Source organism: Parabacteroides sp. AM58-2XD, assembly GCF_003463685.1.
GTDB classification, from domain to species: domain Bacteria; phylum Bacteroidota; class Bacteroidia; order Bacteroidales; family Tannerellaceae; genus Parabacteroides; species Parabacteroides segnis.
The window spans coordinates 1-22,895 of sequence record NZ_QSDP01000106.1 but is presented as its reverse complement, the minus strand read 5'-3'; the positions used below and the strand labels follow the sequence as shown (position 1 = coordinate 22,895).

General features: G+C 48.0%; 15 protein-coding genes and 2 pseudogenes. 1 reads left to right on the top strand and 16 read right to left on the bottom strand.

Features of this window, described 5'->3' with window-relative positions; all coding sequences use genetic code 11:
- Nucleotides 1-225: 225 nt before the first annotated feature.
- Nucleotides 226-3,105: a PD-(D/E)XK nuclease family protein gene (locus DXA15_RS20335; protein ID WP_128135242.1), complete on the top strand. Its 2,880-nt coding sequence runs from the start codon at nucleotides 226-228 to the stop codon at nucleotides 3,103-3,105.
- Nucleotides 3,106-3,111: 6 nt separating this feature from the next.
- Here the strand turns inward: DXA15_RS20335 and DXA15_RS20330 are convergent, their stop codons facing one another.
- From DXA15_RS20330 to DXA15_RS20260, 16 genes and pseudogenes are all read right to left on the bottom strand, one after another.
- Complete coding sequence (locus tag DXA15_RS20330; protein ID WP_128135241.1) at nucleotides 3,112-3,828, bottom strand: porin family protein; 717 nt, start codon at nucleotides 3,826-3,828, stop codon at nucleotides 3,112-3,114.
- Between the two features lie 4 nt (nucleotides 3,829-3,832).
- Nucleotides 3,833-4,399 carry a flavin reductase family protein gene (locus tag DXA15_RS20325; RefSeq protein ID WP_128135240.1) on the bottom strand — a complete coding sequence of 189 codons (567 nt, stop codon included), beginning with the start codon at nucleotides 4,397-4,399 and terminating at the stop codon, nucleotides 3,833-3,835.
- Nucleotides 4,400-4,405: 6 nt separating this feature from the next.
- Nucleotides 4,406-4,869 (bottom strand): annotated as a pseudogene (gene pyrI / locus DXA15_RS20320) (aspartate carbamoyltransferase regulatory subunit).
- 6 nt (nucleotides 4,870-4,875) lie between these two features.
- Nucleotides 4,876-5,796 (bottom strand): aspartate carbamoyltransferase, encoded by a 921-nt coding sequence (pyrB, locus tag DXA15_RS20315; RefSeq protein WP_007659291.1) that lies wholly within the window; start codon nucleotides 5,794-5,796, stop codon nucleotides 4,876-4,878.
- A 68-nt stretch (nucleotides 5,797-5,864) separates the two neighbouring features.
- Nucleotides 5,865-7,559, bottom strand: a complete 1,695-nt coding sequence (locus tag DXA15_RS20310) for an alkaline phosphatase (RefSeq protein WP_128135239.1) — start codon at nucleotides 7,557-7,559, stop codon at nucleotides 5,865-5,867.
- A 19-nt stretch (nucleotides 7,560-7,578) separates the two neighbouring features.
- A complete protein-coding gene (locus DXA15_RS20305) occupies nucleotides 7,579-8,754 on the bottom strand; it encodes a Xaa-Pro peptidase family protein (RefSeq protein WP_128135238.1) in 1,176 nt (391 codons plus the stop codon).
- A gap of 79 nt (nucleotides 8,755-8,833) precedes the next feature.
- A complete protein-coding gene (locus tag DXA15_RS20300; protein ID WP_128135237.1) occupies nucleotides 8,834-10,396 on the bottom strand; it encodes an ATP-binding protein in 1,563 nt (520 codons plus the stop codon).
- A 121-nt stretch (nucleotides 10,397-10,517) separates the two neighbouring features.
- A complete protein-coding gene (locus DXA15_RS20295) occupies nucleotides 10,518-10,796 on the bottom strand; it encodes an HU family DNA-binding protein (protein ID WP_128135236.1) in 279 nt (92 codons plus the stop codon).
- A 79-nt stretch (nucleotides 10,797-10,875) separates the two neighbouring features.
- Complete coding sequence (locus DXA15_RS25590) at nucleotides 10,876-11,715, bottom strand: hypothetical protein (protein ID WP_199676402.1); 840 nt, start codon at nucleotides 11,713-11,715, stop codon at nucleotides 10,876-10,878.
- A 26-nt stretch (nucleotides 11,716-11,741) separates the two neighbouring features.
- Entirely contained in the window at nucleotides 11,742-13,391 is a 1,650-nt protein-coding gene (locus tag DXA15_RS20290) for a hypothetical protein (RefSeq protein WP_199676400.1), read from the bottom strand.
- 131 nt (nucleotides 13,392-13,522) lie between these two features.
- Nucleotides 13,523-13,846 (bottom strand): hypothetical protein, encoded by a 324-nt coding sequence (locus DXA15_RS20285; RefSeq protein ID WP_128135235.1) that lies wholly within the window; start codon nucleotides 13,844-13,846, stop codon nucleotides 13,523-13,525.
- 29 nt (nucleotides 13,847-13,875) lie between these two features.
- Nucleotides 13,876-16,830: a hypothetical protein gene (locus tag DXA15_RS20280; RefSeq protein ID WP_128135234.1), complete on the bottom strand. Its 2,955-nt coding sequence runs from the start codon at nucleotides 16,828-16,830 to the stop codon at nucleotides 13,876-13,878.
- Between the two features lie 149 nt (nucleotides 16,831-16,979).
- Nucleotides 16,980-17,727 (bottom strand): annotated as a pseudogene (locus DXA15_RS20275) (DNA-binding domain-containing protein).
- A gap of 249 nt (nucleotides 17,728-17,976) precedes the next feature.
- On the bottom strand, nucleotides 17,977-19,545 hold the full coding sequence (locus DXA15_RS20270) for an ATP-binding protein (protein WP_128135233.1): 1,569 nt from the start codon (nucleotides 19,543-19,545) through the stop codon (nucleotides 17,977-17,979).
- A gap of 111 nt (nucleotides 19,546-19,656) precedes the next feature.
- Nucleotides 19,657-20,031 carry a virulence factor gene (locus tag DXA15_RS20265; protein WP_233567484.1) on the bottom strand — a complete coding sequence of 125 codons (375 nt, stop codon included), beginning with the start codon at nucleotides 20,029-20,031 and terminating at the stop codon, nucleotides 19,657-19,659.
- A 205-nt stretch (nucleotides 20,032-20,236) separates the two neighbouring features.
- The gene (locus tag DXA15_RS20260) at nucleotides 20,237-22,744 is read right to left on the bottom strand and encodes a hypothetical protein (RefSeq protein WP_128135232.1); all 2,508 of its coding nucleotides are present in this window, start codon (nucleotides 22,742-22,744) and stop codon (nucleotides 20,237-20,239) included.
- Between the last annotated feature and the right edge of the window lie 151 nt (nucleotides 22,745-22,895).

Below are 22,895 nucleotides of genomic sequence, written 5' to 3'. Positions count from 1 at the left end.
AGAAACAACTTGTAAACCGTCAGCTGAAGCAGACGGCAAATGAACCTGCAATAGTCAAGTGACTCTGATTAGGATGGTTGTATAGGCGGGAATATGACACACCCCCTTCCCCCTCTCGAGAGGGGAGCCAGTTACAACCAGTCACTATAAATAGCTCAAATTTGATAAATTCAGAACCAATTAGTTCTTCTATTGCCATATTATTTAATTAATGTATTCTTTTATATGACACCATTTTTACAACAGATAGCCTCTTTATTTTATCAGCAATACGGAGCGGAGGTCAGCAGGCTGGCCTTTGTTTTTCCTAACCGCCGAACGGGATTGTTCTTTCAGAAATATCTTTCGGAAGTAGCTGACAAACCGCTTTTCTCCCCGACAATCTTGACTATTAACGACTTGTTTGTGCAGTTGAGCGGTAAGCAGACGGCCGACAGAATCAGTATGCTGTTTATGCTGTATGATATTTATGTCCGGCATAGCGGTTCGACAGAAACTTTCGACGAGTTCCTGTACTGGGGAGAAATGTTATTGAACGATTTCGATGATGTCGATAAATACATGGCCGACGCCCGCATGCTGTTTACCAATGTAACGGACTTGCGGGAGATAGAAAATGATTTCAGCTTTCTGGATGCAGAGCAGATTGCCGCTATCCGTACTTTCTGGTCATCGTTCTATCCGAAAGGAGATTCTCCGAATCAGGAAGAGTTTCTTGCCGTGTGGAAAATCCTGTATACATTATACAATGACTTGCGTGACGCATTAGCCGCAGAAGGAAGAGGCTATGAAGGAATGATATTCCGCGAAGTAGTCGAACTGATGGAGCAGAACAACTGTTGTGACCTGCCTTATACGAAGGTTGTCTTTGTCGGACTGAATGCTTTGTCTGTGGCAGAGGAACGTTTTCTGATTCAGTTGCAGAAACAGGGCATTGCCGATTTCTATTGGGATTATGCTTCTGACAAGGTGACCGACCCGAACAACAAAGCCTCTTATTTTGTTGAGCGCAACCTCAAAAACTTCCCTTCTCAATATCCGCTTCCTGTCGAAGAGAAAGTAGATACGGAAATTGAAGTCATCGGTATTCCGTCCGGTATCGGCCAGGCGAAACAGGTCTATACCTTATTAAATGAACTGTGCAAGGAGGATGAGATGTCGCCTGAGGATGCATTGCGTACAGCGATCATTCTGCCCGACGAACATTTGCTTATTCCGGTGCTGAATGCAATACCTGAACAGATTCGCCGGATTAATGTGACGATGGGATACCCGTTGGCGGGTACGCCTGTCGCTTCATTGATGGAATATATTCTTGCGTTACAGAAAAACGTACGCTATGTAGACCGGCAACCGGTCTTTTATTTCCGGGATGTATTACCTATATTGAATCACCGGTATATCAGTTCGACCTGCCCGGAAATAGTGAATGCCCTGGTGAAAGATATTACGGAAAATAACCGGATATATATTTCTGCCGCCGATTTGGGAAAGACCGATTTGTTGTCGGTTCTCTTTCTTCCGGTGACCAATGTGAATACATTTTCCGATTACCTCATTAATGTTTTGCAGGAGCTGAACAAGGTGATGCACGCCTTGTCGTCCGATGAAGAAGAAGAGGATGCTACACAACGGACCAATGACCTCGAGCAGGAATTTATCTTCCATTATTTCACGACTGTCAACCGGATGAAAGAAATTATGCAGGATGCCGGAATAGAAATGAAGATAGATACCTATTTCCGTCTGCTCAAGCGGGTAACCGATACGATTACCATTCCATTCCGGGGAGAACCGTTGTCCGGTTTGCAAATTATGGGAGTACTTGAGACCCGTGCACTGGATTTCGACCGACTGATTATCCTTTCCATGAATGAAGGGATTTTCCCGTTGCGTAAGGCGGCAAACTCATTTATCCCGTATAATCTGCGAAGAGGATTCGGATTACCGACCTATGAACATCAGGACAGCGTTTGGGCCTACCATTTTTACCGTTTAATATATAGGGCGAGCCATGTCAGTTTACTCTATGATACTCGCAGTAACGGTTTACAGACTGGCGAAGTCAGTCGCTTTGTCCATCAATTGCATTATCACTACGAAGTGCCGTTGCAAAACAAATTGGTCGTATATAATGTCTCGTCTGCCAAGACTCCGGCCTTGCAGGTAAAGAAAACGGACGAGGTGATGCAGCGGTTGAATGCTTTCCATAAAGGAGGAAGCCGGGCTATTTCCGCCAGTGCCGTCAATACGTATCTGGACTGTCCGTTGAAGTTCTATTTCTCGGTAGTCGAAGGTATACAGGAAGAAGAAGAGGTTAGCGAAACGATTGAAAGTAACGTGTTCGGTAGTATCCTGCATAAGGTAATGGAAGAACTCTATATGCCTCTCTGTGGAAAGATAGTGACAGCCGACCTGCTGAAAGCAATTAAGAAAGATACGCCTGTCCTGACGGGTGCCATTGCCCGGGCATTTGCAGAAATTTTCTTTATGTCGGACGTCGTACGTCCTCTGACGGGGCAGAACTTCCTGATAGGCGAGATGATTCGGAAATATGTGGAGAAGATATTGGAACGTGACAGTAAACTGACGCCTTTCCGGTATATTGAATCGGAAAGGAAGATTAACCGTCTGTTTACGTTGGGTGACAACCGGACAGAGATTCAGCTGAAAGGTTTTATCGACCGTATTGACGAGGTGCGTGATGCGGTTCGTATTATCGACTATAAGAGTGGGAGCGGAACATCTGTTTTTACTTCGGTCGAAAGCTTGTTCGATAAGGAAGATAAAGACCGTGCCAAAGCCGTAATGCAGGTTTTCATGTATTCGTGGATGCTTGGAGCCGCTCCTGCAGGAAAGACAATTCAGCCGGGAATCTATTATATGCGTACGCTTTTCTCCGACTCGTTCGACGCCTCAGTCTGCAGACGCATTGAACGGACGAAAACGGAACCGGTAACAGATTTCTCGGCATATTCCGAAGCGTTTGAAGGAGAATTGCGCCGTTGTCTGGATGAGATATTCGGACGTGAAACACCGTTTACACAGACAACAACGGAAAAAGCCTGTGCCTGGTGTCCTTTCAAAGATATCTGTGGAAAATAGTACAGGTCAGAACAGAAAACCGAGTGAGAAACTCATCATATTAGTCCGTTTGTCGATCGAGATGTTTCTTTCAATCGGGTTTTGCGAGGATTTGTCTTTGAAATCGGATTCGACTTTGTTGAGTCCGAATTCATAGGTGAATTCGAAAAAGAGCCTCCAGATGCTGACACCCAACCCTGTGGCAATACCCAACTCAAACGGAGTGCTGTCGTTGATGTATTCATTCGTGACCTCAGAGAAATGTGTCGTATAACGTACCTTATAATTATACTTCACTTTAGGACCTACCATCATACTGAGGGCATAAGGTCCTTCCTTGACAAGGTAATAGCCAATCATAACAGGCATTTCGAGTGAGGTGGTTTTTAATTGAAGCAGGTCTGTTTCCGGTGTATTGCTATCGGCTAAGTTGGACTCGGTATTTTGTGGCATGGAGAAAAGAATGTCTCCTTTCGTGTGATACCATGACAGGTCCGGCTGGATAAAGAAACGGTCGATATTGATTCTGCAAAAGACAGAAGCCTGATAGCCTACCTTATATTGCAGGCGGATATTCTCCGCTTTGACATCATCTATTGTAAGTGAATTAACGATTGGAAACGTAGAGTTGACACCAACCTTTGCTCCGAAGTTAAACGCTTTGTCCTCAATCTGTATAAATTTCTGCGCGTTGGCTGATATACAGAAAAAAAACACAGGCAATAGAAGAAGTATCTTTTTCATACGTTTATTTTTTCTTTTTTACCGACCAGCCGAATTTACCGACAAATTCACCTAATCCATAATATTTCCCATGTGAATAAGCCAGCAGGTCGGCTCGTTGCATATCGAATGCTCCCGTTTGCGGGTCCAGGTATTTATCATCTGCCTGAACATTCAGGACGTCGGCAATAAACATATCGTGACTGCCCAAAGCAATCACTTCCTTGATCCGGCATTCAATGCAAAGAGGTGCTTCTTCGATAGTGGGACAGTTTACTAACGTGGCTTTACCCGGTGTCAGTCCCATTTCTTCAAACTTATGATGCCCTTTACCTGAATTGACGCCACACCAGTCGGTGGCATAGGCCAGTTCGCGTGTTGTCAGGTTGATGACGAACTCCATATTCTTTTTCAGTATGGGATAAGAGTGACGTTCGGGACGTACGGATATATAACACATGGGTGGATTGGTACAGATTGTACCGACCCACGCCACCGTTATAATATTGTATTCTGAAGGTTCGCTGCCACAACTAACCATTACGGCGGGTAAAGGATAAATCATGGTACCGGGCTTCCAGTCTTGCTTCATAAAAACTTATTTAATAATAATATCTTCCTTATTGATTTTACGTTCACAATAACGACATTTGATTGTTCCTTTTTCTTTGTCTATTACTTCGAAACGGCTCGGCATCGGTTCGTTATTGGTGATACATTTCGGGTTGTTGCATTTAACCAATCCAACCAGTTCGTCCGGCAATGTAACTGTTTTCTTTTCCACAACTTCATAATCACGGATAATGTTCAGGATTACTTTGGGAGCAATCAGGCGATACGGTTGATTTCGTCTTCTTCAAAAAACTTGTTGGATATTTTAATCACGCCTTTGCATCCCATTTTTTTACTTTGGAAATTGTTCCCGATCGTGATTGTGTTATCCATATTTTCAAGTCCCAACAATTTGGCCACTTTAAATAATTGGCTGGGGGGGATATGGTCGATAGCAGTTCCGTTCTCCAGAGCGGCAACCTGCAATTCTCTTTTCTTTTCTACTGACATGACTGATTAATCTTCAATTGATAAATTAAGAACTTCACAAATAATTGCCTGACGGGCGAACAATCCGTTGCGTGCCTGTTGGATATAGTAGGCTTTCGGATTATCATCCACATCGTAAGCGATTTCGTTTACGCGCGGCAGGGGATGAAGGATACGAAGGTTTTCACGGCTTCCTTCGAGCATCTTATTGCGCAGGATATACACATTCTTTACCCGTTCGTATTCTTCCAGATCGGTAAAGCGTTCGCGCTGTACGCGGGTCATGTAAAGAATATCGGACTGGTTGATAACATCTTCATCGAATGTCGTATGTTCGTAATATTTGATGCCGTGCTCGTCGCAGAAATTCTTGTATTCGTCCGGCATGCGAAGTTCGTCCGGAGCCACGAAATGAAAAGTTGGATTAAAATGTGACATGCCGACAATCAGCGAATGAACTGTCCGTCCGTATTTCAGGTCGCCCACCATGGTAATGTTCAGGTCGGTCAGTTTTCCCTGTGTCTTTTGAATGGAGTATAAATCGAGCATAGTCTGCGAGGGATGCTGATTGGCACCGTCGCCCGCATTGATGATAGGTATGTCCGTTACTTCGGATGCATAACGGGCAGCACCTTCCAGATGATGTCTCATAATGATCAGGTCGACATAATTGCTGACCATCAGGATGGTATCTTTCAGCGTTTCCCCTTTGGAAGAACTGGTGGTAGAAGCATCCTGGAATCCGATCACTCGTCCGCCCAGGCGGTTGACAGCTGTTTCGAAACTTAATCGCGTGCGTGTAGAGGGTTCAAAAAACAGGGTGGCAGCCACTTTGCCTTCCAGTAGCTTTCGGTTCGGATTTTCCTCAAACTTCCTGGCGTTATCCAGAATACGAAGAATGTCCTCTTTGGAACATTGATCGATAGAAACTAAACTTTTACTTTTCATTTTGTGTATAATCTGTCTTTCTTGCAAAAGTATAAAAAAAGCGGAGACTGAATAGCCTCCGCTTGTATTTATTTCAGATATTCTGCCAGCTTCGTCGGAAGGTAGAATGTATTGTTCTTATCTACATAAACTACAACCGAGTTGAGCCGGACTTCTTCCTGTCCTTTTTTACCGATTGTGACGATATTGCTGAACGGGGTGATGTTGATTTGTTTCTTTTTATTTTTCACGACCAGAGAGGGAGAACCTTTTTCGTCTTTTGCCGGGATAATCTCACATTTATAGTCTTCAAATACCTCTGTGTGAGGAGCGAAGTTCTCTTCTGTCAGTTCGTCCAGTTTGTCACGGTCCATGCCGAACAGGGCGCACAGATATGCGTTTAGTTCGATGTTGGTGTGCATACCGATGGGAAGGCTGGCTTTGTCCGGGTGGTAAGCTGCCAGGAAAACATCTTCGCCGGTATGTCCGCCGGTTGTAAATCCGAAACAGGTTTTTGATGTAAGCAGCTTAGACATGAAAGAGGTTAGCGAACCGCTGTAGAGGGAGCCTTTGCCTTCGGTAGTACGTTCATTTTTGGGAATCGGACTGTTCTTGTAATCTTTGCAATGATTCAATGCATCCAGTTCTTCCGGACTCAGTTCGAAACCTGCATATTCGCGGAAGATGTTCTGTACTTCGGAGTTGGGTTCACTGTTTACTTTCTTGGCGAAACCTTCTGCCGTTAGTTTATAGAGGGAGAATTGGTGGAACAGTTGATCTTTTGTAAGTTTATCATAACCTCCGCAAGAATAACGGCCGATGCTGATACCGCTGTTTCCGTGGTCGGGAACCATGATAACGGCTGTTTCTCCGTTCTGACGGGCAAATTCAAGTGCGGCACCGCAGGCACGGTCGTAAGCCAGCATATCTGTTGCCATACCGACAGGGTCGTTTGCATGGGCGGCCCAGTCTACTTTACTGCCTTCTACCATCAGGAAGAAACCTTCCGGGTTTTTAGACAGTTTTTTGATGGCGATACGTGTCATTTCTTCCAGGTCCGGTTGCTGGGCCGGGTCGCGGTCGATGTCGTAAGCCATTTCGCGGTCACCGAATAAGGCCCACATATTGTCACCGCTGTAGTTACGCATACCGTTGATGTCGTTTTTAAACACACCATATCCGTTACCTTTCAGATAAGCTTCGCTTTCTTCCGGAAGAAGGGATGCGCCACCACCGATTACAACATTCAGGTCGTTGTGAGCCATCTGCGGAGCAATCCATTCGTATTTACCGCGGTTGTAGCTGTGGGCAGAGCAGTCTGCCGGTGTTGCATGCGGAAATTCGCAGGTGAAAACAAGACCGGTCGATTTGCCCTGTGTCATCTTAGCTGCTTCCAAAACGGTGGTAAGCGGCTGGAAAGCGCGTTCGGGGTCGGTCGGGTAGATATCATTGTCTCCGTCGTGTTCCGGATAAGTAGATACATAACCGGTACGGCTCGGATAGCCGGTCATGTAGCAGGAAGTTGTCGGAGCGGAATCACCGATAGGGGCATTTGAAGAGTGGGTACGTACGGTTCCGCACAGATACGGGTCCAGGTTCAGATTAGGTTTGTCGGGGTTTGTGTACCATTGCAACCAGCGTGCCATAGAAACGGTAGCCAGTGAAGTTCCGTCCGGTATCAGAAGAATAACATTCTTGACCGGTTTTACGTTTTCTACATCCGCAGCTTTTGCTGGCATGATGATGATTGCCAGTAGAAGCAGAAAAGTAATCGTCTTTTTCATGTGCTTGTATGTTTATAAATTAATGTAATTGAATAATCTCTTCTTCGAAAAGTGTCAGTTTTTCCAATCCTGTTTCTGTCACCAGGAAACTGTTTTCAATGCCGACGGCTCCCACGCCCGGAATAACGAATTTGGGTTCGAGGGCAAATACCATGCTCGGTTGCAGTTCTTCTTTGGAGCGGGGCGTCAGTACCGGTAGTTCGTTGATTTGGATACCTATGCCGTGTCCTACGAATTTGGCCTGTTGCTTGGTTCCCATAAAGTTGGCGGCCAGTCCTTCTTTTTCGGCAATCTTGGCAGCGATAGTATACAGTTCCGAACAAACGATACCCGGACGGGCTGTGTTTTCGATTTCATTTTGTATTGTCAGGGCCACCTGGTGGGCGCGGTAGGCTTCTTCGGTCAGTTTGCCGACAGAGAATACGCGGGTCATATCCGTCATATAAGAGGTATAGTTTCCGGCCATATCGACCATGATAGCCGTACCTTCTTTCAGGACAGTGCCGTTGGCTCCGAGCGGGCAGGAGGCATCCATGCCATTGCCACCCAAGGCGAAGTCGAAAGGAGAGGGGGCTTCGGCGTTTTCACCGGCCAGTATGCTTCCCATAAAAATATCCATATTAGCACCGAATGCACGGAATAGTCCGATGGAACCGTTCTGGCGCATACGTTTTTCTATTTCGTATTGAAATTCGAGGTCGGTCATTCCCGGACGGAAACATTCCGTAACTTCAGCGTATGTCTTGGCATGTTTTGCCGCCGAGATACGAAACTGGGCAATTTCCCACGGTGTTTTGATTTCACGCAAGGTCCGCATCAATGTAGTTGCATTACCGGTTTCTTTGGGATTGAAAATTGATTGCAGGCGGATATAATCGTTGTATGTCAGCTCATCGGCTTCAAGGAGCAGCTTTTCCGGCATTTTTATTCCGCGGGCAGCGAATACCTCGGCTATTTGCTCCGGTTTGCGGATATATTCGATTTGGTCGTTGCTTAATCCGTTAGGGCGTTTGACGAAGAACCAGGGCGTGCCTTCTACGGGCAGATAAAAATATCCGCTATATACACGTCCGGTTGTATAATACAGGTTTACATCTACACTTAGCAGGCATGCATCCGCATTTATCTTTCGCATAGCCTGTTGCATACGACCCCATTTCAATTGCAGGTCGCCGGTCAATTCTTTTTGTATCATCTCCAACTTTTATTTTTATGTGGCATCAAAGATATTAAATTATTGCCGGGAAAAAGCAGGATGGGATATTAAATGTTGATTAAGAAATGGAAATCCACTTCTCCAGATTGCGTTCTTTTGCGCTGAAATTGGCACCGACCTTGACCAATTGTTTACCGTCGGTAGTGTAGGGGATCAGGTAGCCTTTGTCATCGATTTGAGCAAGGGCTTCTTCGGCCGTTCCTTCCAGTTTGAACTCGAAGACATAGATATAGTCCGGTGTTTTTACAACCGCATCGGCACGTCCTTTGCAATTGCGTACTTCTGCTTCGGTGAATTGGCCCATAAGCCGGAAAACGAGATAAAAAATCACTTGGTAGTGCCGCTCCGTCTTGTCATTTAATTCGTAAGGAATACCGGCAAAGAAGGCCCGAAGGCGCGTCGTAAAGGCGTTCACATCACCAGACTCCAATTCATTGACAAACTTACCTATATAAAAAGCACTGTCTTTGGCTGGAACGGATGAATAGAACGGAGTTATAAAGTTTAGGAAACCATACTTTACTTCGTCGTTGGGAAAGCCTAACGTATAAAGCCTGAAACGCTTGTCATACCCTTTAATGGTCAGATATCCGCTCTGGTAGATCACCGGAATGGGGCGTGATGCGTCGGCGCGATAATCGGCAAATGAGTTGACATCCAGCTGTATGCCTTCCAGATTGCGCAGGTCATAATCCGTTTTTTTCAGAAGTTCTATCAGGAAAGTAGGGGTTCCCGTCTTGAACCAGTAATCGTCGAAGGTTGCGTCGCTTAATACATTCAGCACACTGAACGGATTGAAAATACCCTCTTCACCGTACATAAAATGATAGCCGTCGTATTGGCGGGTCATCGTTTCACGTACTTCATCCGGTGATAGATCGTTTCTTTCACCCAGTAGTTGCAATTCAGGTTGGAAATTATCGGCAATCTCTTGCCAGGTGAGGCCGCACAACGTATTATAATGCGGATCCATGCTGATATCCTTTAGTTGGTTCAGATCGCTGAACACACTGACTTGTCCAAACTTGGTAACACCTGTCAGGAGATAGAACTTCAGATACTGGTCGGCACTTTTCAGCACACCGTAGAAGGCTTTCAGGGTCTCCTTGTAGGCTTGGTGCAACTCCTTATCTTGCAAAGATTGGAGCAGCGGCTTGTCATATTCATCGACGAGTACGACGACGGGATGACCTGTTAGCTCGGCTGCACGTTGTATTTGATACATAAACCGTTCTTCCGGTGCCCGGTCTTGCTTTTCTGTGCCATAGAGCTTTTCCCACGATTCGAGATACTGGTTTAAAATAGCATCCAGATCCTGTGAGGTACTATATTTCCGGGCATTTAAATCCAAATGCAGCACCGGATAAGTCAGCCATTCTTCCTCCAGTTCTTCAATCGCTAACCCTTTGAATAATTCTTTCTGTCCACGGAAATAAGCTTCGAGTGTAGAAAGCAGGAGGCTTTTGCCAAAACGTCGCGGACGGCTCAGAAAGAACGGTTTCCCGCTATTCGCTAATTCGTAAACGAGTGCTGTCTTGTCTACATACAGATAGTTATCTTGTCGCAGCGATTTGAAACTTTGTATACCTATCGGAAATTTACGTCTGATTGTTTTTGCCATAATCACTTCGTTTTTACCTGTTTGAAAAGGTGGTACAAATATAGCGAAATCCTTATCAATCTCATTATATTAAAGAAAGCTTTTCATTGTTTTTTACCCCTTTGGATTTGAGGGGATAAATCTAACTTTCGTTCAGTTTTTGCAGGAGGAACTTGCCTGGTTTGAATTTGACGCTCGTGCGGGGGGCTATTATACATTGTTCGCCGGTACGGGGATTTCTGCCTTCACGTTGGGTTTGTTGCCAGAGGGTGAAGACACCGAAACCCTGAAAAGTGATCGTGTCGCCTTTCTCCAAAGAGGAGGAGAGAATGTCCAGACATGTTTCGATAATTTTACTTGAGGAGTCCTGGGTTAATTCCAGGCGCGAAGCGAGTTTGTTTCTGAATTCTGCTTTGTTCATGTTTTGTAGAATTGATAATTAATATTGATGTGATAAATGGGAGAGGGCGCTATTGGCTACCCTCTCCGTATTAAAAAGTTTAAGGAACTACTGCCGGTAAGGTTGTCGATACATCGATTGTCATATCGCCTCCGTTAGGGATGGCGTTAGCCAGTACGATTTTACCGTCGGTAAGAACTGTTGTCAGGTCTGTGCCTGCGGTAATGGCAACTGTTACAACAGTTGTGTAGCTACCGGCACTTCCGGTAGCTTCTGCTGCCGTAACTTTCAGCCAGGAAGAAGTTCCACTGCCGATGGTGATACCTTCCTGTGATGTAACGGACAGCGTAAAGCTACTGGCCGATGTCGCTTCGGTCATGACCACTTTCGCATTATCCGATCCGGCTGCTGCGGTAAAGTTGTTTGTACCGGTTACATTGGTAACACCTGTCAGTGCAGTGATAGCCGGAGCTGTCAATGCCACCGTAATCTCCGCCGTCGCACCGTCGTCAGTCGTGAAGGTAAGCGTCGGAGTGGCACCTAACGGCAATGACTGGGTTGTCGGTAACGTGATCGTATGCGTTTTGCCTTTAGTCGTCGATAATGTCAGGAAATCTGCATCCGATTTGGCTGCCAGTGTTGTAGCTACGTTGGTGGTCAGTGTGATGGACTGGCCGTTGGCGTTGTACAAGGTGGCAACACTGCCGGTCAACGTGTTCAGGCCGTCGTCGTCTGCACTTTTGCTGACGGTAGCGGCCACCGGAACAGTGGTAACGACTTCCACAGTGGTCACCGCCGTTGCATCCAGCTTGTTGGTGATCGTGAACTTACCGTCTGTTTTAGCTGCGGCCAACATACCTGTGGCATCGGTGATCTTGCCGGTGATGGTGGTCACTTTAGCGCCTGCAGCGTTGGCAACGGTGGTCTCTGTTACTGTCAACCAGTCTCCTGTTGTTTTAGCAACTGTTACGCCTCGGGGGAAACAACGCTCAGCGTAAAGCTGTTGTTTGCAACACCCACCAGCGACACCTGCGGGCTGCTGCCGGCTCCGGCTGTCAGACTGAATGTATTGTCTGTGCGGCCGCCGGTGAAATCGCCGGCAGTCAGGGCTTTCATGGCCGGGTCTTTCAGGACAACCTTCACCGTTGTCTTGGCAGTGGAAGCGACAGATGCGAAATCGACTGTGCCTTCATTACCTGCCGAACCTGTACCGTCGGTTGTCAGGGTATATTCACCACTGGCTTCTGCGACATTGGCGCTGGCTGTAACTCCGGTAGAACCTACGTTTGTAATACTCACCATGCTACCGGTTGTTGTTGCACCTTCCGGGTTTGCCGGATCGACCAGGCGGGTTTCCGCATCGACTTTCAGCTTGATTGTCTGATTGGCTATATTATAAATGTAGGCTGTCAGCTTGGCAGCATCGAACGTGTTGTAGTTGTCGTCCTGTGCGACGAAAGCAACTGCCGGACCCTGTGTAGCGATCACCTTGATCTCTTTGCGGCTGCCGCTGGCGGGGTTGATCAGGCGGATGGTTACGTCTTCCAGTTTATCACCGTTAGCCTGGGCGGCAGCCAGTACTGTTGCATCCACTTTGAACTTGTAAAGCGTTTCCTGCGAACTGGCTTTGGTAACAACCGGCTCACCATCCTGTATCACCCATTTGGCGGCTGTTTCCGATTTGTAGATCACCTCATGTGTCAGATTCGTGTTCGATCCCATTGTGAAAGCGAACTTGCTGGCGGCATCCGGTAATACTGAGATCTGTCCGTTGTCGAGCACGTATGAAGTGGTGCTGTTGGCAGCATCCAGCACGACGTTTTCTGTCCGGTCAAAATCGTTATCCGGTTCGTAAGGGTCGATCACCTCTTTGTCATCCCAGTCGGCCACCTTCAAGTCGACATCCAGATGGTAGGTGTCGGCCTTGGTGATCGTGATGGTGTAACGGTGGTTGTAGGCTACTTCGATATAGGTACCGATACCGTTTACCATCTGCTGGAAAGGTATCTGGTAGGATACGTCTTTGCTTTCCGTCTGGTTCACGGCATATTTTCCTTTCAGCATCAGGTAACCGTGGTCGTCTTTGGGACTCGGGAAAGCGTAGAAAGCACCTTTGGTCAGATTGGTCGTTCCTGCCACTTCATCCAACGCTTTCTGAGTATCGGGCAGAACTTCGCGTTCGGGATACGTGATCAGGTCGGCTTCCTTGGTACCGACCGTCTCGATCGGGAAGAACTTCGCTCCTTTCTGTCCTTTACCCATCGACATTTTCTCGAGGGTGAATTTGGACTTCGTGGCATCGTTCACGATATCGAAACGGGCGACCATACGGGAGAGCTTGAAGCTGATCTGCGTACGGGCCGAACTGCCGAAATCGGTCAGGTCGAGCGGTGTCGTGTAGGCTCCCGACATGGGCAGTGGCGAGGCCAGCACGTCGTTTTCGGTCGGATCGGCAGTTGCCGCCGGATCGATCAGCTTGATATGCAGCTTCTTGAAGTCGGCTTCTTTCGGAATACCGGTCGTGATCTGGTTGTCGGCCTGTCCGGGTGCGGTCTGGATGAGCGACTTGAAGTCGGTGTACTGTGTCGTAGTCCCGTCGTCTGCTGTGGTGTACATTTCGGAACGGTTGGCCACACAGTATAACCGGACGAAGAGCCCTTTGTTGAGTTTCAGTAGACCGGTGGTGACACCGCTGTTGTCGGCACTGTTGGTCAGGTTGAAACTATACGTGTTTACACCCGGGAGTGTCAGGGTGGAGGCATCATCCTGTAATAGTGGACCTCCTGCAAGGTATAGTCTCCGTTTTCCTCTTTGGAACCGAATACGTAGACATCGAGCGAGTGGATATAGTTTTCCTCCTCGGTGGCGATCGGGTCGCCTGCTGCCTTCGTTCCCGGCTTCTGCAGGACGAGGTTGTTCTTCAGCGATACAAGCACTTCCTGACGGTCGGCATCATCTCCGGTGCCTGTCCCGCCGGTCGTAGTTCCGCCGGCTACCTCATTCTCTTCCGTGCAGGAAGCAAAAAGGAATGCTCCCGCTGCGAAGAGAGGTAATAGATGTTTTATGTTCATAATCTTCTTATTTAATTGTTATTCAAATATCAGGGTGCAACAGCTTTCGTTACGGTAATCGTTTCGTCGGCATTTGTTACGCTGTTGTGAACGGTGATCGTTACATCGGCTGTTGATGACTGGTCTCCCCCCATCAGTGTTATTGCCTGCTTCTTGGTTCCGTCAATAGTAGCAGTACCGGAAGGAGTGCAAGTGAACCATGTACTAGAGCCGCAGGTAACTGTCGAACCTTTCGGGGCTACAATATCGAATGTCGAAACACCGTATTGGGCATATGTATTCGGAAGTGTGACTGTTGTACCAGACAAAGTCGGCGTCACGCCTCCTCCCGGATTTTCCAGCTTGGTGGCCGGATCGACCAGAGTCAATGTTACGGTTGCTTTGCGGGTTGCGTCATTATTATTTGTTGCTGTGATCGTCACTTCGTCGGCAGCGTCGGCAGCGTTGGTTACCTCTATTTTGTAATAGTTGGTATCGCCTTGTTTAGATGCTGTTACATTTGCATCGCTCGATGTCACGGTCATCTCTTCCGTACAAGCCATTTGCAGGTAAATAGTACTGTTATCTACTTTATACATATCGGCTGTTACAGCATACGGATATCCGATAGGTGCTCCATCATTGAATGTACTGTTTGTATACGTACTCGGGTCTGCATTCGGTGTGATTTTCGGTTTGCTGTAAGCCTTGTTCAACGTCAGCTTGAAGCCCGGAGCCGTGATGCCCTGTTCTGTCAGCTTGCTGGTGAATACAAGGTTGAAGTCGCTGGTGTTGGCAGGAGACTCTTTCTTTTTCAGCTGATATTCCGTATAACGATTGCCGTCGGTATCGGCCCACGGGTGGACTTCGGTGATGGTCAGCCACGGGCAATCTAGGCTGGCAACAGTTAGTCCCTGCGGTGAGTTGACCTTGAAGTTGGCTGTTCCTGTAGCCAGCAGGTCGAGGTCTACCTGTAATGTACCGGTTGTTACGAACGGAGTTTCAGTTCCTGCCGTGTAATCGCTGGCACCGTTGGCGTCGGTCGATTTCTCGACACTCAGGCTCGGGTCTGCTTTTGTGATTGTCAGAGTCGTTGTCTTTGTCGGGTCACCTGCATTCTTGAATACCATGTTTCCTCCGGCAGCTGTTGCCTTGTCGACTACAGATACTTTGAATGTATGGACAAATCCGTTTGTGGCGACTTTTTCGGCCTTGTAGCCGGCCAGGTCGGCCGCTTCGACGCCTTCGATACTGGTGATGTCGAATGTGACGTAGCTGCCGTCTACAGAGTAGATCGTCGCAGTCGGTTTCTTTGCATCATCGTCGGTAAGCGCAGTAACGTTGCCTTTCGAATTGCCGTTGGCTGCGAGGGCAAACGACGGGACTGCCTTCGGTCCGTAGAAATTGATTGTTGTCCACAGGGCCGGGTCGTAGGAAGCCGTTTCGTTGATGAAATGTACGGCAACCGGTTGCTGGCCGATCGAGTTGGTGTATTCGAATTTGAAGGAGGTGTACCATACGCCGTCGCGTTCTTCGGTCTTGTCGGTCGTGATGGTCAGCCAGTCTGTTTCACCGGCTTTGGTGGTCGACATGGTTTCCTTTTCGCAACGTACGGCTCCGGTGGCGGCCAGGGTGAGGCTGAACGATCCTTCGCCGTCGGCATTGCCGGTCACTTCGTAATCGTAGGTCGTAGCTTCGGGATTACCTGCATTCAGGTCGGTCGGCTTGTTGGCACTTGCGGCATCGAAGGCAAGGGTGGCATCGAATACCGGAGCATCGTTGTCGGGACGGATGGTGATACCACCTGCCGAAGTCCAGTCTACTACATCGAAAGTTCCGTATACATTACTCAATGTTACATCGGTGATGCGCAGGCAGTAACGGTTGTTGGCGTTGATGGCGATGTATTCGCCTTTGTCGCCTCCTTCCGGAGTGCGTACGATCGGGACGTGGTAGGTAACCGGTACCTGGCTGGAGTTGACCGGGCTTTTGTAGGTTCCTTCCAGGATCAGATAACTTTCGTCGGTCGCCAGGGTCGGGTAGACGTAGAGTGAGCTTTCGGTAATGCCTTGGTTGGCACCCGTCAGTTTCTCGAAGTCCACTGTTTCGTACTTCTGTGCGATCAGCGCGGAGGCAGTGAGGTCTGCTTTATCCACTGGGGTGATTGCCGCAGTCCATAGCGGGGCCGTTTTACGTCCCTGCGCCAGAGTGACCTTCTTGATGGTCAGGTTTGACTTCGAGGTGGTGTTGTCGATATCGAAACGGGCGACTACGCGGGTGAGGTCGATATCTACTTTCGACACATTGCCGCTGATCTTCGTCTTTCCCTGGCCGGTCATCAGCAACGGGGTGGAGATCACACCGTTGGCTGCGGCGCCCAGTGCTTTGGTAAAGCTGGCGATGAACTCCGTCTCAGTGGTACCCGGGGTAACGGTGTAAGTTCCGTCGCCGGCAGCCGCCGTTGTTACGGGAGTCAGGGTAGCCAGGATTTCCGTAGCGCCGTCTTCCTGATAGAATTTCTCATCCGTCGTTTGCGACGGAGTTGCACCATCGGATGCGAGCATGCCCGGCACATTCTTGTTGGCAATACAGAACAACTTGATGTAAGGCACTCCGGCCAATTCGTTCGGATAGAGGGAAGCCTTCCAGCCGGTGCCGGCTTCTGTCTTCTTGAAGTTGGTTTTCGGGTTACCGGTGACACCATCTTTGTCTTCCGGATTGTAAGCCGTTCCGTCCTGCCATGTTTCCAGGTAGTAGTATGGGCCACCTTCGGAGGCTGCCGCAAACAGATAGATCTGCAAGTCGTCTATCTGGTTCTCTTTGGCGGTTGCAATCGCTTTAGTCGTTTTGTCGTACGATTGGCTCTCGCCACTTCCGCTGAAGACGATCTGCAACTCGGAGCGTCCGGCGATACTGCTGGGGCCGCCTCCTGTCGCTTCATCGTCTGAACAGCTCGCTCCCAATCCCGCGAGGGCGAGGAGCAGCATTAAACTTTTTACGTTCATGTTCGTTTGTTTTAAATTAAACATATTGTTAGTTGAAAAATTGATATTTGTCTGTTTCCGGGAAGTCGCTCTTCCCAGTGTTAGGAAGTGTCTCTTCCCAGTGCCGGGAAGGGTGACTTCCCAGCGTCAGGAAGATGCACTTCCCGGTTTTATTCGATTTCCGGACGGTCGCTACCATCACCACCGTCACCTACATGCACATCGACGGATACTTCGCGGGGTTCTTTCAGCAGATGTTTGCTGGTACCGAACTGCGTGCGTACAGTGAGTTGGTAGTCGCCGTCGGCCAGGTCGGCGGGGATCAGGAGCGTGAGTTCCGAAGGGTTGTTTTTTGTGATCATGTCGTCGTCGAGTTTCACTACGGCTTTTGTCGTCGTGTTGGTTAGGGTGACGCCTACCGACTCGTTTTCACCGAGCACCTCAGGTTAGCACCGCGCACGAAGAAGTTGCGTCCCGGTGTCATGGTACCGTCTTTCAGGCCGGTCTTGCGGTCTTCCGTTCCGAGAATGTACATCACATCTGATTTCGTGCCCAGGATACTGATCTTGTCAGGGCGATCTCTTCGCGCATCACTTTGTCTTGCGTGAAAGCGACATAGATACTGTTGCTTTCCGGATTCCATCTGCCGTCTTCTGCCAGTCCCAGCAGGCGGGGCACGGCATAGAACAGTCCTGTGTTGAGTTGCCATCCGTTCATCAGCAGGCGGGCACAGACGCGTTGGAAGAGGGTAACCGAGTGCACGATCGTTTCGAGACGCAGTCCGGTGTCTTCGGCACGCATTTCTTCATAGATCTTGTCGATGTCGGCTTTGCCGGTGGTTTCGAGTACAAAGATCTTGTCTTTGGGGTCGGGTGTCACCGAGTTGGGTGCCATCCATACTTTCAGCGTATTTGCCATTTCGTTAAAAAATTGTGGTCCGGTGCCTGTCAGGACGCCTCGCCGGTTAATACTAGTGTTTCATTCGTTTCAATTTCACATGCAGACACACACGACAAGCCGCGCAACCCCCACCGTGGAGGCTGCGTAACGATCGGTGCATCTGTTATAGGTTACAGATGCGATTGCTTAAAAAAACAATCCCATCATGTTAAAGACCGTTTGTTCTTTGATATGATGGGATAAATCGAAAATGATAATGGGGTATTGTCAGCAGAAAATGGCTTTCCATTCTCCGATATTGCGTTTCTCTTTGTCGAAGGAGGCACCGACTTTAACCAGTTGGCGACCGTCGACGGTGTAGGGAATCAGGTAGCCTTTTTCGTCGATCTGCCGGAGAGCCTCGTCTACCGAACCGTCTAGTTTGAATTCGAATACATAGATATAATCGGTTGTCTTTACCACTGCATCCGCCCGGCCGCGGGCACTACGTACTTCGGAATCTACATACTGTCCCAACAGTTTGAAGACAATGTAGAAGATTACCTGATAATGACGTTCGGTCTTGCTGTTCAGTTCATAGGGAATACCTTCGAAGAAGGCGTGCAACCGTTCCATAAACGCATCGACGTCGCCGGCACGCAACTCATCCCAGAACTTCCCGATGTAAAACGGAGCGGTCGATTCCGACAAAGGAGTATAATATGGAGTGATGAAATTCAGCCATCCGTATTTTACTTCAGCATTTGGGAAGTCGAGTGTATAGAAATCCTTTGCAGGGTCATAGCCTTTGATCGTCAGATACCCGCTCTGGTAGATGATCGGCACCGGATTATGAAAATCGGCCCGGTAATCGATCAGTGCGGCTACCGGAACTTCTATACCGTCGAGTTGGCGCAGGTCGTAGTCGGTCTTTTTCAGCATATCTACCAGCATCGTCGGTGTTCCGGTAGCGAACCAGTAGCTGCTGAACCGTTTTTGAACCAATGCATTCAGTACGCTGAACGGGTTATAGATTCCATCCGAAAGGAATTCCGTGAAATGATATCCGTCGTAACGTTTCGTCATTTCGTTCACCGTTTGTTCGTACGTCAGTTTGTTCATGGCAGCAAGGGCGGCCAGTTCGGGTTGGAAATCGCGTTCGATCTCCACCTGTGTCATACCGCAAATCGTTGCATAATCGGGAGCCATACTGATATCCATCAGTTGGTTCAGGTTACTGAAAATCCCTAACTGCGAAAACTTGGTCACTCCGGTGATGAATACAAAACGCAGGTAACGGTCGGCATCTTTCAGGACGGTGTAAAAACCGGTCAGCATTTCGCGGTAAACGTCGTGCAGATCATCGTTAAACAAGGTGCGCAGCAGGGGCTTATCGTATTCGTCGATCAGGACGACCACTTTCTCTCCCGTTTTCTCGCAGGCTTGTTGGATGATTTGCATGAAACGTGCGGAATACCCCACTTCTTTATCCGTTTCACCATACTTCTTTTCCCATTGAATAAAATGAGCTTCAAGCACTTGCTCCAAGCTTCGTTTGTTTTCATAGAATTGGGCATTCAAGCTCAGGTACAGTACCGGATACACTTTCCAGTCCTTTTCGAGTTGTTCGATAGCCAGTCCCTTGAACAGGTCTTTCCGTCCGAGGAAATAGGCTTCGAGTGTCGAAAGGAGCAGGCTTTTACCGAAACGGCGCGGGCGGCTCAGGAATATAGGGTTTCCGGCAACAGCCATTTTGTAGACCAATGCGGTTTTATCTACATATAAAAAACCTTCTTCACGCAATTTGGTAAAATCCTGTATCCCTACCGGGAGTTTTCTGATCGGCATTGTTTCCATGTTTCCGTTGTTTTAAGCACGAACACAAAGATAAGATTATTACTTTTCTCTTGAAAGGAAAATAATAATGAATATAGTAATACCTATTTGTTTCAATTTTATTCCATCATGTCAAAGAACGCTTCTGGTTATTGACATGATGGGATGAAAACTTATTATAGGTAAAAGAGTGATTATAAATGTTGCAGTATACCTTTTATATCCAATTGTATTTACACGGTAGCCTACTGATATGATAACATCGAGACTATATAACATGATCGGCTTATCAGAATTTGCAATGTGCAAAAAATGCACATTGCTTTCTTTATCAAGTTCACCCTCCCGGAATACGTTATTTATATGTTTGGTTATAACGGTTCTGTCTCTTTGAAACAATTCCACCATCTGTGCCTGAGTCAGCCAAACGGTTTCATTTTCCATTCTAACCTCTAATTGTAAGGTGTTTTCAGATTGATAAACAATAATTTCTCCTTTGTCTTTCATAATTAATGAATTTTGGTTCATACTATGAAAGCAAAGGTATTCATTTCAATGAATATACAATCATTTAAACCTTTTTATTTTCAATCCCATCATGTCAAAGATCGTTCAGGCCGAAACCTGCTTGCCGCCCGCTGGCGGCTATTCTTATTTGCGGCGTACGGTTATTCGGGGAAGCCGGGGGGCTTCAGGTACGCGGATAGTTGTGTTATTTATTTTTGAGGCAGCGGACATTCATTATACTGCTACTCGCTGCACTACAACCAGAGTTAGGTTTATTGGCTGCGTACCAATACCATTGATCAGATTTGACGGTTATGCAACAAGGTATCGACCCGTCTATAATCGTACTTGTCCAATAACCGACACGCCCTTGAGCATCCTTTCCAATTCCAATACCTTTAGGATCAGCCCCAGGAAGGAATATATTAGCTAAACCTACTTGATCATTTCTTACAAAATTTCTAGCATCAACAGCAGTCGGTATTCTCCACCCATCCGGACATTTGGATGGTGCATCGTTAATGTTAGCTAACCCTTCCGTCACTGGTGCCACCCAATAACTGGCCGTTTCCAATGCCGCTGCCGTTTTCCCAGTACTCTTTGACGTATAGGTAACCGTCTGATCTTTCACACTTATCGTGTAAGTTTGTTTGCTGCCGGCATTCTGAGAATTAGTAATTGTCAGTGTCCCGCTAGCCGCCGCATTATAAGCCGCATCCAGTGTATAGCTGGCTGTGTAGGCAGTGCTGGATGCTGCCCCGGTTAATTTTAGTCCGGTTCCGGATACTGTGACTTTGCTACCACCCAGAGATACTACTTTCAATGTTATTTGGGCATGGTAGCCGGAGTTGCCCGACATCTTGACCATATTGATAGCCGTACCGATCAGATTATTACCGGTAGATGAAGTTTGTTCTGCGCTGATAAATTGGTAAACAGGCGTTACAGTAAATGTTTTCACAGTACCTCCCGTAATCTTGTTTGTCAACGTAATGGTAGCCTTCTGTATATTCGTCAGCGTTGTGATATTGCTTTTCGTCGTCATTTTGAGTGCCTGGTTGTTTGCATTGAAGTTTGTGGCACTCAGGTCGAACCAGGCTTGCCCGCCGGTTCCCCAGTTCACGGAAGCCGTACATCCTTCGGGCGAATTGATTGTATTGGTTACGTTCTGGTTGACCAATGTATTCATATTGAGATTGTCGGTAGCCGTAATCGTCGTAGCTGGTGCATTCACCGAGTAAGCGGCAGCCTCCTTTGTTTCGTCCGATTTGTTGGCAATAACGAAAGATGCCGATGTCCCGCTTTTCCAAGTGACCACATACGTTTTTTCTGCATTGTAATTATCGTCGGCAGTCACGGTGATATCACCTGTCAGTGTTTTGACACAGGTGCCGCCGAAGGCATTCGCTTTGATGCTGACCTTAGAACCGGTTACCTGATACAGTTTAATGGCCGTGCCCGACATCGTGTTTTGCGTGGGCGAGTTGCTTCCGCTGACAAAAGTGACGGTTGGGGCAAGGAATACGGGCGAGACGGTGAAGACCGTGTTTTTACCGCCAACTTTGTTTTTGAGTGTGACGGTCGCTTTTTTCGCACCTCCCAGCTTGGCGTTGTCCAGCGAGAAGGTGAGTTCGGCATTCTCATTGTATGCTTTGGTTACGTTCGCGCCTGTTGCTTTGAGCCATTCGGACCCTCCGTCGAAGTCCATGCCGATCTCGATGCCCTGCATGGATCTGCAACTGACGGAGAAATTGTTCGCGTCCGAAATCTGCATATTGACGTTTGCCGGTGTGTCGTCTGTCGGAGCCTCATAGCTGTTCTTTGTGCCGTCGATACTCGGAGAGGTGAAATCGGGTTTCAGGGTGGCATCCAGCAGTTGCACGGTGATATCCGTTTTTAGATCGCCTGCTTTTTTGTTGCGGAAAGTGACGGTGCCTTTATCTTCGGGAACGCCTGTGATATCGCGGTCGTTGAGCGTAAACGAATAGATCGTTTCTGCTCCGTTCTGCTTGTCGATGGCCACGTCGAGCCAGTCGGGCTTGCTTTCCACCTCTGTACCGTCGGGGCAAGTGATGCGCACATGTGCATTACTACCGGTCGTGCGGTAGAGGCTGACCAGCAGGTTCTCGGCATCGAAGGTGTTAGGGTTGTTTGTACCCGGCTGCGGTGTGTTGTCCGCCTGTGGCACGGAAACAGCCTCGACGAAGAAGGTTGTTTCGTTGCCGTTCATGGTGTTTGTGAACCGCAGTACGGCACGGGGGTAACGTCCCCCTGTATATCCTTCTTTGAGCGAGAAGGTATAGGCGAAGTTCAACGCCGTTCGGGTGGAAACGACAGGTTCCGACACTTCCAGCCAGTCGTATTGCTGTGCGGCGAGTCCTCCGACATATTTTTTCCCGACCGTCAGATTGGAGGTGGCAGTCGTATTCAGTTCGAACCGGCTACCGGATTTGAGCGACATGCTGACGGATCGTGTGTCGGGATCGTATTTGGTGTCGTCCTTGAAGCCATCGGGAATGGTCACGGCCAGTTCCCCGGTATCGTCGTTGGGATTAAACTCGATGATGCTTCCGTCGTCCGCCCAGTCGTCTACGGAAATGTTGCAGTCGAGGTGGTATAGGTCTGCCGCCGTCACAGCCAGTGTATAGCGGTGGTTGTTGGCAATCTCTAAGATTGTAGCCGTCCCGTTCTCATTCTGCCTTGTGAAAGGCACCCTGTAAGAGACTTCTTTGTATTCCGTTTCGTTTACTTTATATAATAGTCCGTTAAAAATTCAACATATCGGCTAAGCGGCTTCTGCCACTATGCCAAAGAGTTCTTTGATAAGTTTAGTATTAAAAGTTCTGTTCGGTTTCAGACCGGAC